This window comes from Serratia sp. MF1(2023) (assembly GCF_030954545.1).
Lineage (GTDB): Bacteria > Pseudomonadota > Gammaproteobacteria > Enterobacterales > Enterobacteriaceae > Serratia > Serratia sarumanii.
The window spans coordinates 60268-77441 of the sequence record NZ_JAVHUX010000020.1 but is presented as its reverse complement, the minus strand read 5'-3'; the positions used below and the strand labels follow the sequence as shown (position 1 = coordinate 77441).

The following is a 17174-nucleotide window of genomic DNA, read 5'->3' as shown; positions in this document are numbered from 1 at the left end:
CGAGAACCGGTTTGCCGCCGAGTGACCGGCGAATCGCTGCCGCCGCAAAACCTGGCGCTGGCCGCCGGGCCCGGCGCCGATGAGGTCACGCGATGGCGGCTGGCCGCCGGCAAAACCCGCTAACGGCGCGCTACAGCAGCGCAATCATCTTCAGCAGTTCCACCCGATTGCGGGTGCCGAACTTTTTGCCGGCGTTATTGAGGTGCGAATAAACGGTTTTCGGGTGCAGGTTAAGCCGCCGAGCGGTCAGGCGGATATCTTCGGTGCGGGCGGTTTCACACAGCACCGCCGCCTCGCCAGGCGTGATCGCCGCCGCCCGATGCCGGTTCCCCACGTGCCGTTCGCTCGTCTCCTGGCGGGCCAGCGTTGCGCAGGTCTCTCGCACCACCTGCAGCGTTTCCCGTTTGTGCAAAATCGCATCCGGCTGCGCCGTGGCGATAAACGCCAGGATCAGCGGCGAAGTCTTATCGATAAAGAACAGTAACCGGACATCTTTATATTCACCACGTGAATATTTAATGAAATTTAAATACATCTCGAACCGGTAAATCTCCTGAGGAAACTCCATAATAATTAAATCAGGCACCCGGCTTATATTTTTAATAATATTCATATTGGGTGAGGATAAGGTTATCACGCCGCCGCCCAGTAATGTTTTCATACCCAGCCGGCACAGCGGTGAACCGTCGATATAAATCACTCTCACTTTAATTCTCCTTATCAGCATGAAAGCATGCTTCCACACCTCAGGCGGCTTGTCGTTGCTCTTTTTTGGGGTAATTCGCCTGCAAAGCACACCGATATAAAACATCTTGATAACATGTTTTTCAAATAATCACTCAACCGTCAGCATGTTGATTAATACGCAAAAAAGGCATGAATGTTTCAAATTATTTCCACAGAAAAAACTGCCGATCCAATAAAAACGCAACGCAATGATATAGATCTATTTTCTATTTTGTATGATATAAGCGGAAATGAAAAAAAATGTAACAACGGGCACCATAACCTTATTGCCTTATTCAAAACATCTATAGGGAAAATTCTTAGTTTGTTAGGATGAAAATCCATGTTTGCCGACGCGTTTAAAAAACAATTGCGCAACATGATTAATCAACAACCGCACGTCAGTAATTTATTACTGTCAGGAAAGCTTTTATCTAAAGTAAATTAAAGGGCATTTCACATGAATGTTAAATTAGTCGCATTATCCATGCTGGCTCTCTCCGGCGCCTGTGCGGCCGCTTCGTCCAATACGGTGCAATTTAAAGGCGAAGTCAGCACGCAAACCTGCTCGGTGAATATTAACGGTAACCAATCCAACCCGGTCGTTCTGCTGCCGACCGTCGCCGCCAGCAAACTCGCCACCAAAGGTGCCACCGCCGGCGACACCACCTTCACCGTCAACGTGACCGGCTGTGCGGCGGCAACCAGCGATACGGCGATCAAAACCGTGCTGGCGGGCAACAACCCGACCACCAACGGCAACCTGGGCAACGCGGGCGATGCGGGCGATGCGGCCAAGGTGTCCATTCAACTGCTGGACAGCGACGCCACTACGCCGCTGTCGTTCGCCAGCGGTTCGACCGTCACCACGTCGGCGATGACGCTGGCCAAAGACGCCACCTCCACCTCGCAGAATCTGGTGGCCCGCTACTACGCGGAAGACACCGGCGTGGCGGCCGGTTCGGTGATCGCCACCGCACAGTTCGCCATTAGCTACAAATAAGCCGGCGTCAGGCGCCATACCTGTTGATGCCAGCGCCGCCCTTCGCCGGGCGGCGCTGAATGACTCGCTCCCTTTATCGGTTCACGTTTATGCCGCAGATAACCCGCTCCGCCCGCCGATGGGCCGCCCTGTCGCTTTGCCTGATGAGTTTTGCCGCTACCCACGCCTCGGCCAGCGTGACGCTGCTCGGCAACCGCGTGATCTACCCCGCCGAGGCGCGGGAAAAAACGCTGCAGTTCACCAACGACGACGGCACCCCGGCGCTGATGCAGATCTGGCTCGACATCAATAACCCCAAATCCACGCCGGAAAACGCCGATGCACCTTTCGTCGCCTCGCCGCAGATCTTCCGCATGAATCCGCACAGCGGGCAGATGGTGCGGCTGTCGTTCGTCGGCCAGCCGCTGCCGCGCGATCGCGAATCGCTGTTCTATCTCAACTTCCTGCAGGTGCCCGCCGTGCGCCAGACGGACAGCGACAAGAACAAACTGCTGCTGGTGGTCACCAATCGGCTGAAGGTGTTCTATCGCCCCGCCGGGCTGGCCGGCGACGCCAACCACGTCATCGATCGGCTCAGCCTGCGCCAGGCCGGCAACGCGCTGCGCGTCGACAACCCGACCGGCTACTACGCCAACGTCAGCCAGGCCGCGATCCTGAGCGGCGCGAAGCGCATCGCCATCCCGCAGGCGGATCTGATCCCGCCGTTTTCACAGGCCAGTTGGCCGGTGAATGGGGAGGTGCGGCAGGTCGCACTGCGCGTCATCAATGACTATGGGGTGGAAATCTCACGCACCCTGAACGTCGCGCGCTGAAACCAGACAGGGAGGTATTCATGTTCGATGCTCGCAAGGCGGCGCCGCTGCCCACACGCTGGTGTTGCGCGCTGCTGGCGCTGCCGCTGGGCTGCGCCGCCGCCGACGGCTATACCTTCGATCCCGCGCTGCTGCGCGGCAGCGTGCTGAGCAACAGCGCCCTGAGCCAGTTCAACCAACAGGACGCCGTCGCTCCCGGCAGCTATCAGATCGATCTGTACCTCAATGGCCAGTTTCTCGAACGCGATCAAATTCGCTTCGTACGCGCAGGCAAGCAGGTGCTACCCTGTTTTGATCGGCCGCAGCTGGCGCGCTTCGGGTTGAAAAATCCGCCGACGGCCGCCGAAGCGGAATGCCTGCTGCCCGGCCGGGATCTGAAGGACATCACGGTGAACGCCGATATCTCGCGGCTGCGGCTGGATCTGAGCATTCCGCAGGCGCTGTTGAACGGCCGGCCGCGCGGCAGCGTCAATCCCGCCAGCCTGGACAGCGGCGAATCGATGGCCTTCGTCAATTACAACCTCAACCAGTACCACGTCAGTTACCGACAGGGGCAAACCCGCGATCTCGACTCGACCTACGCCAACCTGAACGGCGGCTTCAACCTCGGGCTATGGCGCTACCGCCAGCAGTCCAGCTACCGCTACGATCGGGAGTTCGGCGGCCATCTGGACACCAGCCGCCGCTACGTGCAGCGCGCGATCTTGCCCTGGCGCAGCGAAATGCTGTTGGGCGAAGGCTTTACCGACGGGCACTTCTTCTCCGGCCTGGGCTTTCGCGGCATTCAGCTCAGTTCGGACGACCGCATGCTGCCGGATTCGCAGCGCGGCTATGCGCCGGTGGTACGCGGCGTGGCGAAAAGCAACGCGCGCGTGACGGTGCTGCAGGGCAAAAGCACGCTGTATGAAACCACCGTCGCGCCGGGGCCGTTCGCCATCAACGATCTGTACGCCACCAACTACGCCGGCGATCTCACCGTGGTGGTGACGGAAGCCGACGGCAGCGTCAGCACCTTCACCGTGCCATTCGCCGCGGTGCCGGAATCCATCCGCCCCGGCCAGTCGCGCTACTCGGCGATCGTCGGCCGTTCCCGCTACGTCGGCGACAACGATCTGTTCAGCGAGGTGACCTGGCAGCACGGCCTGACCAACGCCCTGACCTTCAACCTCGGCAACCAGCTGGCGGACGGCTATCAGGCGATGATGCTGGGCGGCGTGTACAGCAGCTGGCTGGGCGCCTTCGGCATGGATACCACCTATTCCCACGCCAGCCTGCCGGACGGCGGCGCCGCCGGCTGGATGCTGCACCTCTCTTACAGCCGAACCTTCAGCCCGACGGACACCACCTTGTCCATCGCCGGCTACCGCTACTCCACCGAAGGCTTTCGCGATCTCAGCGACGTGCTCGGCGTGCGGCGCGCCGCCGCCACCGGCCAAAGCTGGCAGTCCGACTCCTACCGCCAGCGATCGCGTTTCGAGGTCGCCGTCAATCAGGGAATGGGCGCGTTCGGCAGCCTGACGATGTCCGGCTCGACTCAGGACTACCGCGATCAGCGCGGCCGCGACAATCAGCTCCAGCTGGGCTGGGGAAAAACCTTCGGCAACGGCGTGGCGCTTAACCTCTCCGTCACCCGCACCCGCAGCCTGGGCTACAGCAACGGCGACTACCGCGGCTACGGGCCGCTGGATAACGTCTACAGCGCGCCGCTGGCGCAGAGCGCGCAGACCGTCACCGCCCTGTCGCTGAGCTTCCCGCTCGGGCGTTCATCATCCGCCCCCAGCGTCTCGCTGTTGGCCAACCACAGCCAGGGCCAGGGCGGCAACTATCAGGCCGCGCTGTCGGGCAGCGTCGGCGACGAACAGCCGGTCAGCTACGGCCTGAACTTCACCACCGACGACGATCGCCAACAAAGCATCTGGGGCGGCAACCTGCAAACCCGTCTGCCTTACGCCAACGTCACCGGCTCGTTCTCCACCGCGCGCCAGTATCGACAAGGTTCCCTGTCACTGCAGGGGGCGGTGGTGGCGCACCGCGGCGGCGTGACATTAGGGCCGTATGTCGGCGATACCTTCGCCCTGATCGAGGCGCCCGGCGCCAGCGGCGCACGGGTGATGGACGGCCAGGGGGCGCGCGTCGATCGCTTTGGCTACGCGCTGGCGCCGTCGCTAGTGCCCTATCACTACAACACCGTCGCGCTGAACCCCGAGGGCATGAACGACAAAGCGGAGCTGGAAGACGGCCAGCGGCGCGTCGCCCCGTACGCCGGCGCCACGGTGCGCCTGCGCTTCAACACCGTGCGCGGCCAGGCGCTATTGATCACCGCGCAGCGGCCCGATAACGCGCCGATCCCGATGGGCGCCAACGTCCTCGACGCAACGGGCAACAGCGTGGGCATGGTCGGCCAGGCCAATCAGGTGTATCTGCGCAGCGACCGGAATGCCGGCGCGCTGACGCTGAACTGGGGCGACGCGCCCGGCCAACAGTGCACGCTGCATTACCGCCTGCCCGCCGGGGAAGACGGCCCGATTCAACGGCTCAGCGCCCCGTGCCGCTAGCCCGTTCACACTGATTCTCAGGAGAGACGATGAAACGCATTTTTTACCCGATCGCCGCCCTGGCGCTGCTCGCCCTGTCGCTGTTCGGCGCGCCCGCCGCGCTGGCGCAATGCACCCGGGTCGCCCCCTGGATCGATTCCGGTTGCGATCCCTGCGGGGTGGGCACGGCGCTGGGCCGGGTTAACCTGACCAGCACTTACCTGCAGCCCGTCGGCACGCCGCTCGGCACCAGCGTGTTCGATCTCACCTCCGGCACGCGCTATCCCGACCCCAACAAGGTGTTGTATGAGTGCGACGCCGGCGACGCGGGGCAGATCTATGAAGTCTTCGCCACCAACGGCGACGATCGCGTCGGCGGCTATTACGATCTGGGTGCCCAGGACGGTAACCCCAACTACTACGCCACCTACTTCCCCTACGTCGGCATCCGCCTGACCCATCTGGATTCCGGCAAGGTTTTTACCCGCTACTGGCAGTCGGCGCCGATTACCCGCTACGCCACCGTCGGCAGCAAAATTCAGATCCGGGTGAAAGACTTCAGCGCCATCCGCGCCGATCTGATCCGCATCAGCTCGCTGCCGGGCGCGGGCGCCAGCAACTACTGCGGCTACAGCGCCAGCAACCCGCTGGTGGGCATGGCCTCGACCACCGGCAATTCGAACTATACCTGCACGCAGCCGAACGGCTATGTCACCTTTCAGGGGCCCGGCATCGCCTCGGATCCTATCGGCAGCGACTCCGCCACCAACTACGCCACCTGGGGCACCGGGCGCTGGAATGCAATGGGCATGGGCACCGCACCAATCTCCTCATTGACCTATACCGCCACCTGCGTGGCGCGCAACGTCACGCCGCTGGTGATCCTGCCGACCATATCCGTCAGCCAGTTGACCGCCGGGCAAACCTCACAGGCGCAGTTCACCATCAATATCGAATGCGACAATGCCGCCGTGTCCGGCGTCAGCAGCAACAATACCGCCCTCGGCCTGCAGGTGCCGTATGAAAGCTACGTTGCGGCGCAGCAGCTCGGGCTGGTCAGCGCCAACGGCGGCGTGAGCTACCTGCTCTCCAGCGGCTACGGCACCGACAGCAGCGTCGCCACCGGCGTGGGCATCGCGCTCGCCAACGCCGGCAACGGCGCGCCGATGAACTTCGTCGGCTGGGCGCGCTGCAGCGCCGGGCAATGCCCGCAGGGCAACGACGCCGGCTGGTATCCGGTGCTCAACGGCGCCAGCGGCGGCGGCAGCACCGCGGCGGGGTTCACCCACTACACCACCCAGCTCACCGCCACGCTCGCCCGGCTGCCCGGGCAAACGGTCACCGCCGGCAAAGTGGACGCCAGGGCCTACGTCTGGGTTAAGGTGCAATGATGAGAAAGAAATATCTGACGATGGGATGCGCCCTGCTGCTGGCGCTGGCGGCCATGGGCGCGCAGGCGGGCATCATCGCCTCCGCCACCCGGGTGATTTTCCGCGAGGGCGACACGGAAAAAACCCTGATGTTGCTCAACACCAACGACTATCCGATCGTGGCGCAAACCTGGGTCGATAACGGCGACGTCAACGCCGCCCCCGAACTGTCGCGCGCGCCGTTTGTCACCCTGCCCAGCGTATTCGCCCTGCCGCCTTCGGCGCTGAAAGGGCTACGGATCCTGTTTGCCGGCGCGAACCTGCCCACCGACCGGGAGTCGGTGTTCTGGCTTAATCTGTATGAGATCCCGCCCAGCCAGCCGACCAGGCCGCCGCTGGCGTCGCGCGTGACGCTGGCGATGAACACGCAGATGAAAATCTTCTACCGCCCCAAAGCGCTAAAGGGAAACGCCGAAAACGCGGCCGAGGCCGTCTCGTTCTCGCTGCAAAAATCGCCGGGCGGCTATCTGCTGCGCTGTCACAACCGGTCGGCGTTTTATCTCTCCTTCGCCCGCATCGCCGTGCAAACCGGCAGGCGCGATTACCCGGTGCGGCAAGAAAGCGACATGATGACCGCGCCGTTCAGCATGCGGGATTATCACCTCGACGGCGTTGCGGCACCGACGCTCCCTTCTCAGATCACCGTTCAGGCCACCTTCATCAACGACCAGGGCCAGCAGATCGTCAAGTCATACACAGCAACCCCATAACGATAAAAAGCAGTACATTTTTTAAGTACAGGAAATAGGGAAAAATGAGTCTAAGCAGATTCCAGCTACAGTTTCACCTGGAGAAACAGGCCAACAACATCAGGCAGTCACCGGCATTTCATACCGCCATCGTCAAACACGGGGAATTATTGAAGGAGACCTACAAGAAGCATCCGCTGTTTTACAAAATCATCTTCAGGAACAGCCGGTTCATCATTTGTTCCACCATCCTGTCCATTTACTACCACCAGCCCGCCGCCGGGCTGAAAGACATCAAAGCCTTTTTTAAAGGGAAGAACATCATCAGCGAGAACTCCCTGGACTCCTTTCTGTTCTTTTTGCGGGTCGGCCGCCGGCTGGAGGTCAAACCCTGTGAACATGACAAGCGCCAACTGCGCTATAAGCCTACGCCGCACGCGCTGGCGGAAACCCAGGCGCTGATCGCCTCCATGGCATTGCCCTATCAGGCGCTGGCGCCACAGATGCCCATCGCGCCGCTGCTGGCGGCGCCCGACTTTCTGCCCACCTTTTTCGCCGCCTACGGGCAGCTGATGCTCAAGGAGATTTACCTGATCGATCTGGTGCCGCAATCCGGGCTGTTTATCAGCAAGGACGCCGGCCACATGGTGCTGCTGATGCTGCATATCGAAAGCATCCGGCAGGATTCCCCCTTTCTGCTGCTCTCCTCGGCGAAAATCGCCAAGTCGTGCTCCGTCTCACGCGCGCACGTGAATCGCATTCTGCAGGCGGCGGAAAAATCCGGCCTGCTGACCACCACCAATAACGTGGTGATCGAACTCAACAGTTCGTTCTTTATCATGGCGGAGCGCTATTTCAGCCTCTATTTCGCGATGGTCGAATTCGGGCTTGAACGAGTTTGGCACACGCCGCAGGCCGCCGAGCCCCGCTGAGCCGTTTACCGCTCCCGCAGCACCCGATCGATCAACCCCCAGGCCGCCGCTTCGTCGGCGGTCATAAAGCGATCGCGATCCAACACCCGCTCCACCTCTTCGTAGCTGAGGCCGCAATGTTTGGCGTACAGCCGGATCACCGTGTCTTTGGTGCGTTTCATCTCTTCGGCATGAATCAAGATGTCGGAGGCCTGCCCCTGAAAGCCGCCCAGCGGCTGGTGCACGTGCAGGCTGGCGTTGGGCAGCGCCATGCGGTGGCCCGGCTCTCCGGCCATCAGCAGGAACGAGCCCATCGAGCGCGCGGTGCCCATGCACAGCGTATGCACCGGCGCGCGGATATACTGCATGGTGTCGTAAATCGCCAGCCCGCTGGTGATCACCCCACCCGGCGAGTTGATGTACAGGTGGATCGGTTTCTCCGGGTTTTCCGCTTCCAGAAACAGCAGTTGGGCGCACAGCATTTCGGCCACGTCGTCGTTGACTTCGCCATTGAGGAAAACGATCCGGTCGCGCAGCAGGCGCGAATAAATATCAAAGGAACGTTCTCCCCGGCTGGTCTGTTCCACCACCATCGGGACGAGCATCATCTTCTCACGCATCGGTGAACTCCTGGGTTGGCAAAAGGGAAATGAATTTAACGCGTCAGGCGGCGAGCATCATCGTCACCGAACCGTCATTGGCGGCGTCGAGCTGGTGGATAATCCGCAGCAGGCTGCCGCCAGCGGCGTCCGGCACTATCTGCAGCGTCACCACGCTTTCAAGGAACGGCGGCCGGTCGTCACGCAGACGGTAGCTCACCGCTTCGCCCGGCGTGGCGGCCAGCGGTTCGGCCTGCGCCAAATCCCCCGGAGGCAGCCACTGCTCGCGCAGCTCGGGAATGCTGAGCGCTCGCCACACTTTTTCCGGCGGCGCATCGAGCGAATACTCCAATATCAGCCGATCGCGCGGCGGCTGCTCAGCCTGTTTGTTCATTGATCCATATCCTTCAGCAAGGTTTGCAACGCGTCGATGCGCGCCGGCCACCAGGCGCGGTACTTCGCCAGCCAATCGGCGATCTGCGCCAGCCCTTCCGGGTCGACCTGGTAATTGACGAAGCGCCCCTGCTTCGTCTCGCGCACCAGCCCGGCATTGCGCAGCACCGCCAGGTGTTGCGACATCGCGGACTGGCTGATGGGCAGCCCTTCGCGCAGCGCGCTGGCGTTCATGCTGCCGACGGCGAGCTTGTCGAAGATGGTGCGGCGAGTCGGATCGGCCAGCGCCTTGAAGATGTCATTTTCGTTCATACAAACACATTAGTATTCACTTATGTATTATGCAAGCGCCAGGGCAGGATTTTTGCGCAAAGCGAGACTCCGCGCCGGGGCACGGAGCCGATAGAGGAGAAATTACAGCGGTTTATTGCAAACGGGCGTGGTCAGCGCGGATTGCCCGGCCTGCGCCCCTTCCTGCGCTTCGAGCGCGAGGCGCGCCAAAGGCATGTCTTCGTGGTAGCGCGCCTCGGCGCTCAGGCTTTTCGCGTAGCGGTTGTACTTCCACCAGGCGTAGCCGAGGAACACCACCAGCCCGCCGACGTTATAGAACACGATGGTCATGATGCTGGCGCCGGTCGGGAACGTCGAGGCGAAGAAGCCGACGGTGAAGATGGCGATCAGCACGCTGACGATGGCGATGCCCTGCAGGCGCGAGCCCATTTTGAAATCGCGCGCCACCCGGTCGTACTTCAGGCGCAGATTCAGGTAGGCCAACATGATGAACAGCGGCGGCAGCATCGAGGCCGCGGCGGTCATGTTGATCAGCGTGTTCATCAAATCCTGCACGCTGCTGGAACCCAACGTCGGGATCAGCATCAGCGGGATGACGATGAAGAACTGGATCCAGGCGGCGCGCGTCGGCACGCCGTGCCGATTCAGACGAATGGTTTTCTCGCCGAAAATGCCCTTCGGGATCTCGGTGAAGAAAATCTTCACCGGCGCCGCCGTCCACATCAGCAGCGAGCCGAACATGGCGGTGAAGGAGACGATGCCGACAAAGCGGTTCATCAGCACAGTCGGCAGGCCGAAGTGCGCCGACAGGCCTTCGAACACCTGCACCGTGCCGCCGGTGAAATGCAGGTCAGCGCGGTGGACGAACACGTTGATCAGCAGCGAAGACACCGAATACAGCACGCCGATGAACAGCCCGGAAACGATGATCACCTTCACGAAGGCGCGGCTACCGCCTTTCACATCGTTCACGTACACCGCCACAGACTCCGCCCCGCCCGCCGCCTGGAAGATCCAGGCGGTAATGCCGAGGAACGCCCAGTTGAAGTTCGGCGTCATCGCCTGCACGTTGATCGGGTCGGCCGGTTCGATGCCGCCCAGCACCGCCGCGCCCGCCAGAACGATGTAGGAAAACGTCAGCAGCAGCATCAGCGACGAGGTCACCGAAGTCATCGGCCCCAGCAGTTTTGCGCCGCTGTTGGAGATGTAGGTCGAGAAGGCGAACAGGAAGATGCTGATGATCGCCGTGGTCAGCGGGGTAAACACGTAGTCATAGCCCAGGAACGCGTAAGAAGCGTAGGCGATGACGCGCGGCAGCAGCGCGGTGAAGAAGAACAGGTTCACGAACCAATAGGTGTAGGCGGTGATAAACGCCCAGCGCCCGCCGAGCGCGCTTTTCACCCAGGCATAAACGCCGGCCTCGGAGTTGCGGTTGAGCGAGACGAACTCGGCGATGATCAGGCAAAAGGGAATGAAGTAAATGATGGTCGCCACCAGGAACACCGGCGACGAGGCGACCCCGAGCTGAATATTGTTGTTAATCACGTTGTTGAAACTGAACACTGCCGCAAACGTCATCGACAGCAGGCCAAACTTGCCGATGGTGTTTCTGTTCGACGCAGCCATAGAGATTCTCCGAATGGTGTAGGGGACTTCGGTTTGTTGTTATCGATCGGCGAGCGCGCTATTTGTTAACGAAATAGCTGTCTTCCACCGTCACTTTTAAAATGACTTTTTTTACCTTGCCGCTTTCTGTGAAGCGGTGAGCCTGGTGATTTTCGAAGATCGCCACGTTGCCTTTGCCGACCCGGCGCCTCTCGCCTTCGCCGCTGAAAAACTCGCGGTCGGTTTCGTCCTGATAGGGCGCCACCGTCGTCAGCGCCCGCTTGTCGGCCACCTCGACGGTCTCTTCCCCCTCGAGGTAATAGTGCACGTCGAAGTAGCGGCGGTTGCCCTCCAGCCAACCGTGCTGGCGGCCGGCGCCGACGCTCAGCCGATACGTCAGCGAGTCGCCGATCGAATGGCACACGTTCGGGCTGATGCGATCGACATTGGCGATCGCCTCCATGCAGCGCAGCCACTTCTTGCCGCTGTGATAGATGCGCTGGAACTCCGCCAGGGATTCGAGAATGATCATGCGTTTTCCTCCGCAGACTGCGGGTGGTGGTGAGCGGGCGCGAAGTCATAACCGGCGAGCGCGGCGCCCTGCGTTTGCCGCCCGTCGAACGGCACCAGCGTGAAGCCGTAGCTGAACGGCGCCAGATAGACCCGGTGGGTATCCAGCACTTCGGAGCCCCAGGAGTTGGAGCCGAGGCCGAGGATCTGATCGTCCAGGTTCAGCGTCAGGCAGTCGCTAGGCTCCAGCTCGTTGATGTGCTGGGCCTGGTGCAGCATCTCGGCGCTGTAGGGCCACAGGCTGAAGTTGATCGGCCGCCGCGGCTGGATGAAGATCCCCTTGCCCGCCGCGTCCTGCAAACTCAGCCAGCGCACGTCCTGCCGATTGCCGTTGTCCTGCGGGAACGGATAGTGTTCGAACAGCGCGTCGGCGCGCTGCCGGTAGTGGCCGATAAGGTTGGCCCGGCAGCTGTCACGGTAGTTCTCGCCCGGCCCGCGGCCGTAGTATTCCACCTGTTCGAAACGGCGGCTGATGCCGAAATCGAGGCCGATTTTCGGGATAATCTGGCGGAAATCGCCGTAAGGCTCACCGGCCAGATCCAGGCTGACGTAGCCCTGCGGGGAGATGCGCCAGCGGTAGGTGCAGCGCATGCCGAAGTCGAACACCGGCGGCGCGATCAGGCTATGTACCTCGATCAGCAAATCCTCGCCCTGCCATTGCCGATTGAGGCGGCGGAAGTGCTGCTGCATGATGGGGAAGTGATGCGGCAGCCAAATCCCCTCATATTCCTGTTTATGGTTATCGATCACCGGTTTGAAGAAGGTGATGCGCGGCGCGCGCCCCACCACTTCTTCATCGTCTACCCGCCACGACAGCAGTTCACCGCTCAGCAGCGAGAACGCCAGCTGGAACCGGCCGCCGCTGACGATCAGCCGATGATTTTCCTCGCGGCATTGCAGCGCCGGCGCATCGGCCGGTGGTGGAGCCGGTCGCCGCGTCGCCGCCCGGCGCAGATGCTGATAATGACCCAGCCGCTGGCCGCTCTCGCTGTAGCGGGTGGCGCTGTCCTTATGCACCGCCACGTCGATCAGCGTTTCCCCCTGCCCCAGCACCAATACCGGCAGGTGCATGTCTTCGCTCTCGCCCGGCTGCAGGTGCGGCAGCTTGAATTCGTAACTCGCCACCTGGCGGCCGTCGGTCTTGACGCTGACCTTCAGCGTGATGTCCGCCAGCGAGCTGAACCAATAGCGGTTTTTCACCCGCAGCACGTCGCCTGCGCCTTCCTCCGCCGTCACCTCCACCGGGCACAGCACCTGCTGGTATTCACGCAGGCCGGGGCCGGGGCGCTGGTCCGGGTAGATCAGGCCGTCCATGCAGAAGTTGTAGTTGTTCGGGTAGTCGCCGTAATCGCCGCCGTACTGGTAGCGCTCGCGCCCCTGTTCGTCGTGGCTCAGCAGGCCGTGATCGCACCACTCCCAGATGTAGTGCCCCTGCAAACTGGCGTGGCGGTTGAACACCGACTGGTATTCGAACAGCCCGCCGGGGCCATTGCCCATCGCGTGGGCGTATTCGCACAGGATGCGCGGTTTGGGATGCGGGTATTCGCCGAAGGCGTTCATCATCGCCACGCGGGAATACATGGTGCTGATCACGTCGGTCACTTCGGCGTCGCGATCTTCTTCATAGTGGATCAGGCGAGTCGGATCGAGCGCCTTGCAGCGCCGGGCCATGGCGCGAATGTTACAGCCGTAGCCGGACTCGTTGCCCAGCGACCAGATGATGATCGACGGGTGGTTTTTCTGCGCCGCCACGTGGCGCTCGATGCGCTCGACGTAGGCCTGCTCCCAGCGCGGATCGTCGGTAATGCGGCTCAGATCGCCGACGTTGGCGAAGCCGTGGCTCTCCAGATCGGTCTCCGCCATCACGAACAGGCCATAGAGATCGCACAGCTCGTAAAAGCGCGGATCGTTGGGGTAATGGGCGGTGCGCACCGAGTTGATGTTGTGCTGTTTCATCAGCACGATATCGCGCTCCACCCGCGCCATATCGACGGCGCGCCCTTTGCGGTGATCGTGATCGTGCCGGTTGACGCCGTGCAGCTTGAGATAGCGGCCGTTGACGTACATCAGCCCGTCGCGCACCGCAATCTCGCGGAACCCCACCCGCTGCGGCACCACGCCCAGCAGGTTGCCGGCGCCGTCATACAGGCTGAGCAACAGCTGATACAGATAGGGATTTTCCGCATTCCACTGCTGCGGGCAGCTGACCGGCAGTTCGAAACGGCAGTTCAGCGCCCGCTCGATGCGCAGATCGTCGCGCCACTGCTCCGCCACGCAGCGTTCGCCGTCGAACAGCTGCGCCTGCAGGCGACAGCCCTCGGCGGCCTGCACACCGAGATGGCGCAGCTCGGCATCGATCGCCAACTGCGCGTCGCAATAGCGCTCATCGAAGGTGGTGACCAGCGTCAGATCGTGAAGGTGGGTAGCGCTCTGGCCGATCAGATAGACGTCGCGGAAAATGCCGGCCATCCACCACATGTCCTGATCTTCGATGTAGGTGGAGTCGGCCCACTGCATCACCCGCACCGACAGCAGATTCTCGCCCTGCCGCACATAGGGGCTGATGTCGAACTCGGCGCACAGTCGGCTGCCCTTGCTGAAGCCGACATAGTCGCCGTTGACGTACACCTCGAAGTAGGTTTCCACGCCGTCGAATTTGATCAGCACTTGCTGATCCTGCCAGCCGGCGTCGAGCGTAAAGTGGCGTTGATAGGCGCCGGTGGGGTTATTGGTCGGCACGTAAGGCACGTCGATCGGGAACGGGAAGCCCTCATCGGTGTACTGCAGGTGGCCGTGCCCTTCCAGCTGCCACATGCCCGGCACCGCCATATCGCCCCAGTCGTTCATCGGCTCTCGGTAAAACGCCGCCGGCACCTGCGCCGGGTGCTCGAAGAAGCGAAAGCGCCAGCGGCCGCTCAGCAGTTGGAAACGCCGGCTGGCGTTGCGATCGAAGCTCAGCGCCTGCCCGGCATCCGCGTAGCTGAAGAAGCTCGCGCGCGGCGCCAACCGGTGCTCCGACTGTTTTTCAATGTTTTCCCAATTATTCACGTCACGTCTCCCAACACCTGTGCAATGCGGAAACGATAGTAAATATTTAGTAAAAATTACAGTTGATATTTACCAAATGACGACAGGATCACAATAAATCTCAAAGGCCTTTTTTTATCATGACGTTAATTTTGAGCGCCAACGCCCCCGCCGAGGCGGGGGCCGGTCAGGCGACGGTGGTGTCGCGCAGCTGCAGCGAGCTGGGAACGAAGATCGACAGCGGGACGGCGCGCTCATCGCGCAGCCGCTCCGTCAGCAGGTTGACGGCCTGTGCGCCCATGGTTTCCGAAGGGATGCGCACCGTGGACAAGGCGGGGAAAATAAAGCGGGCGGTGGGAATATCGTTGACGCTGATCAGCGCGATCTGCCCCGGCACCTGAATGCCGTGTTCGTGCAGCGCGCGCAGCACGCCGATCGCGATCGAATCGGTCGCCACCAGCAGCGCCGGCGGATAGCCATTCTGGCTCTGCAACATCGCTTTCGCGCACTGGTAGCCCGACTGGCTGCTGAAATCGCCGTGGTAAATGTCCTGCGCTCGCACCACATTTTGCTGCCGGCCATACTCGACGAATGCCTGCTCGCGCTGGTCGATGCCGGCCGGATGGTCGCGCCCGCCGATAAAGCCGATGCGCTGATAGCCGCGGCCGATGAAGTAGTCGATCACCTTGCGGCTGATCTTGTACAGGTCGACATTGACGCAGTCAAACCGCTCATCCTCCACCACGCCGTCGATGAACACCACCGGCGTTTCCTGCTGCCTGAGCTGCTCATACAGCGCGGGCTGTGGCCGGCCGATCACCAGCAGGCCGTCGGCCGCCGGCAGCGCCTTGTCGCCGTTGAAGTCGTAACCGGCGCTCAGCGCCACGCCCAGCTTTTCGCACTGCGTCTCGATGCCGTAGCGCATCGCCAGGTAATAGGGATCGTTGATCTCCACACCCTGCGTATAGGTGAACAGCGCGGCGAAATGCAGGCGTTGCCCGCTTTGCCGTTTGGAAGGCGCGATCTTGTATTCGAGGCGTTCCGCCGCTTCCAGGATCTTCTGGCGGGTTTGCGCCTTCACGCTCAGGGTGGGGTCGTCATTCAACACGCGCGAAACGGTGGCGACGGACACATTAGCGGCTTCAGCAATTTCCTTCAGTGTGGCCATAGAGTCCCAATGCACAGACGAAAAACGGTAGCTTAATCGGATAGCGCCGCGGCGTACAGCGCCGCCCGCCTCCTCTCCTTCCCAGACCAGGCCAGAACACGCTCATGCCAGCCGTTGCCGGGCGCCTGCAGCGAAAGATACCCATTTCACCCGCTGTGATCAAGTTAACGATTTACTGATTAAAGCATATTTTTTACTAAATATTTTACTAATATACCTGCCGTTTACCGTCCCGCCGGGGCGGTTTTTTCTCCCAGGGAGCCGGGAGCGACCTCGCGTGAGCCGCCGCTCGGCTGACGTTCCGATCCACCCAACACCAGGCCTATGCCCCATGAAATCACTAAGCCATCACGCCCTGTTGCCCTTGCTGCTGCTCGTTAACGCGCCCGCCTGGGCGGCGCAGGAACCGGTGACCCCGGCGGAGCGCAATCAGCTCCCACCGCCGCCGCTACCCGATAGCGCCGCGACCGCCCTGCGTTTTTACGGCGAGCTCGGCATCGGCGGCAGCGTCTATTTGAACGGCGAACATCAGCATAAATACAGCGACGGCACCTATATCGAAGGCGGCCTGGAGATCAAACGGGGCCACTGGTTCGGCCTGATTTACGGCGAAGGCTGGACCGTGCAGGCGGACAGCCAGGGCCACGCCTGGACGCCGGGCCACGGTTGGGGCGGCTTCGAGGGCGGGTTGAACCGCTTTTACGGCGGTTACCGCACCGACGACGGCACCGAGATGATGCTCAGCGTGCGCAACGACTCGTCGCTCGACGACCTGCAATGGTGGGGCGACTTCACGCCGGAATACGGCTACGTGATCCCCAACACCCGCGATCTCAGCTACGCCGCCAAGCTGCAAAACCTGACCGGGCGCTTTCGCTACAGCGTGACGGCGGCGCCGGAAAGCCGCATCGACGAGAGCAAGGCGCTGCTGCACTTCGGCAAATACGATCGCTATTCCGACAAGTACACCTATCGGGCGATGGTCAACGGCTACACCCAGTACGACCTGCAGGACAATCTGACGCTGCTGAACGGCCTGGAAGTGACCGACGGCCTGGGGCAGCTGTTTTTGCTGGGGCTGCGCGGCCAACACCTGGCCGGCCGCGTCTGGCACCACACCGGCAAAGGCGACAGCGGCGGCCATCCCGGCAGCGAATCGGGCCTGATGCTCAGCGCGATGACGGAAACCGCCAAAGGGCTGTATCTCTCCACCGCCTACAGCTACGCCCGCCACCGGTTTGATAATGCGGCGGATACCGCCACCTCATACGCCCAGTTCGGCGTCTGGTATGAATACGCCGGCGGCAAGCTGGCCACCGCGCTGGACAGCAAATTCTTCATGCGCAACGACAGCACCGGCGCCAGCAACTCGGTGTTCCTGATGCAATATTTCTATTGGTAACCGTTGAGGCTCCT

At 61.8% G+C, this 17174-nt stretch carries 15 protein-coding genes; 7 read left to right on the top strand and 8 right to left on the bottom strand.

What is annotated here, in order from left to right:
* Positions 1 to 130: 130 nt before the first annotated feature.
* Positions 131 to 811: a helix-turn-helix transcriptional regulator gene (locus REA38_RS12000; protein ID WP_230298428.1), complete on the bottom strand. Its 681-nt coding sequence runs from the start codon at positions 809 to 811 to the stop codon at positions 131 to 133.
* A gap of 375 nt (positions 812 to 1186) precedes the next feature.
* Here REA38_RS12000 and REA38_RS11995 point away from each other — a divergent pair, with 375 nt between their 5' ends.
* From REA38_RS11995 to REA38_RS11970, 6 genes are read left to right on the top strand one after another with little or no spacing between them, the layout of a single operon-like run.
* Entirely contained in the window at positions 1187 to 1729 is a 543-nt protein-coding gene (locus REA38_RS11995; protein ID WP_033638153.1) for a fimbrial protein, read from the top strand.
* A 59-nt stretch (positions 1730 to 1788) separates the two neighbouring features.
* Complete coding sequence (locus REA38_RS11990) at positions 1789 to 2541, top strand: molecular chaperone (protein ID WP_223182005.1); 753 nt, start codon at positions 1789 to 1791, stop codon at positions 2539 to 2541.
* A 20-nt stretch (positions 2542 to 2561) separates the two neighbouring features.
* Positions 2562 to 5096, top strand: coding sequence for a fimbria/pilus outer membrane usher protein (locus REA38_RS11985; protein ID WP_308885938.1), 2535 nt, complete (start codon positions 2562 to 2564; stop codon positions 5094 to 5096).
* Between the two features lie 29 nt (positions 5097 to 5125).
* Entirely contained in the window at positions 5126 to 6466 is a 1341-nt protein-coding gene (locus REA38_RS11980) for a fimbrial protein (RefSeq protein ID WP_161765114.1), read from the top strand.
* Positions 6466 to 7215 carry a molecular chaperone gene (locus REA38_RS11975; protein WP_308885937.1) on the top strand — a complete coding sequence of 250 codons (750 nt, stop codon included), beginning with the start codon at positions 6466 to 6468 and terminating at the stop codon, positions 7213 to 7215. The genes REA38_RS11980 and REA38_RS11975 overlap by 1 nt, the downstream gene beginning before the upstream one ends.
* 44 nt (positions 7216 to 7259) lie before the next feature.
* Positions 7260 to 8126 (top strand): hypothetical protein, encoded by an 867-nt coding sequence (locus REA38_RS11970; protein WP_043147256.1) that lies wholly within the window; start codon positions 7260 to 7262, stop codon positions 8124 to 8126.
* 5 nt (positions 8127 to 8131) lie between these two features.
* Here REA38_RS11970 and REA38_RS11965 read toward each other — a convergent pair whose 3' ends face one another.
* The 7 genes from REA38_RS11965 to ebgR all read right to left on the bottom strand — a co-directional run bounded on the left by REA38_RS11965 (position 8132) and on the right by ebgR (position 15758).
* The gene (locus REA38_RS11965; RefSeq protein ID WP_033638144.1) at positions 8132 to 8725 is read right to left on the bottom strand and encodes an ATP-dependent Clp protease proteolytic subunit; all 594 of its coding nucleotides are present in this window, start codon (positions 8723 to 8725) and stop codon (positions 8132 to 8134) included.
* Positions 8726 to 8768: 43 nt separating this feature from the next.
* Positions 8769 to 9098: an SRPBCC domain-containing protein gene (locus REA38_RS11960; RefSeq protein ID WP_033646406.1), complete on the bottom strand. Its 330-nt coding sequence runs from the start codon at positions 9096 to 9098 to the stop codon at positions 8769 to 8771.
* On the bottom strand, positions 9095 to 9409 hold the full coding sequence (locus REA38_RS11955) for a helix-turn-helix transcriptional regulator (protein WP_033646407.1): 315 nt from the start codon (positions 9407 to 9409) through the stop codon (positions 9095 to 9097). Before REA38_RS11955 ends, REA38_RS11960 begins: the two co-directional genes overlap by 4 nt.
* A 102-nt stretch (positions 9410 to 9511) precedes the next feature.
* Positions 9512 to 11014 (bottom strand): amino acid permease, encoded by a 1503-nt coding sequence (locus tag REA38_RS11950; protein ID WP_041034703.1) that lies wholly within the window; start codon positions 11012 to 11014, stop codon positions 9512 to 9514.
* A 58-nt stretch (positions 11015 to 11072) separates the two neighbouring features.
* Positions 11073 to 11525 carry a beta-galactosidase subunit beta gene (locus REA38_RS11945; protein ID WP_033646409.1) on the bottom strand — a complete coding sequence of 151 codons (453 nt, stop codon included), beginning with the start codon at positions 11523 to 11525 and terminating at the stop codon, positions 11073 to 11075.
* The gene (ebgA, locus tag REA38_RS11940; protein ID WP_308885936.1) at positions 11522 to 14611 is read right to left on the bottom strand and encodes a beta-galactosidase subunit alpha; all 3090 of its coding nucleotides are present in this window, start codon (positions 14609 to 14611) and stop codon (positions 11522 to 11524) included. Before ebgA ends, REA38_RS11945 begins: the two co-directional genes overlap by 4 nt.
* A gap of 166 nt (positions 14612 to 14777) precedes the next feature.
* Positions 14778 to 15758, bottom strand: coding sequence for a transcriptional regulator EbgR (ebgR, locus tag REA38_RS11935; protein ID WP_033646411.1), 981 nt, complete (start codon positions 15756 to 15758; stop codon positions 14778 to 14780).
* Positions 15759 to 16089: 331 nt separating this feature from the next.
* On the opposite strand from ebgR, the gene ygjJ reads away from it, so the two are divergent.
* The gene (gene ygjJ / locus REA38_RS11930; RefSeq protein ID WP_308885934.1) at positions 16090 to 17160 is read left to right on the top strand and encodes a protein YgjJ; all 1071 of its coding nucleotides are present in this window, start codon (positions 16090 to 16092) and stop codon (positions 17158 to 17160) included.
* Positions 17161 to 17174: the final 14 nt, after the last annotated feature.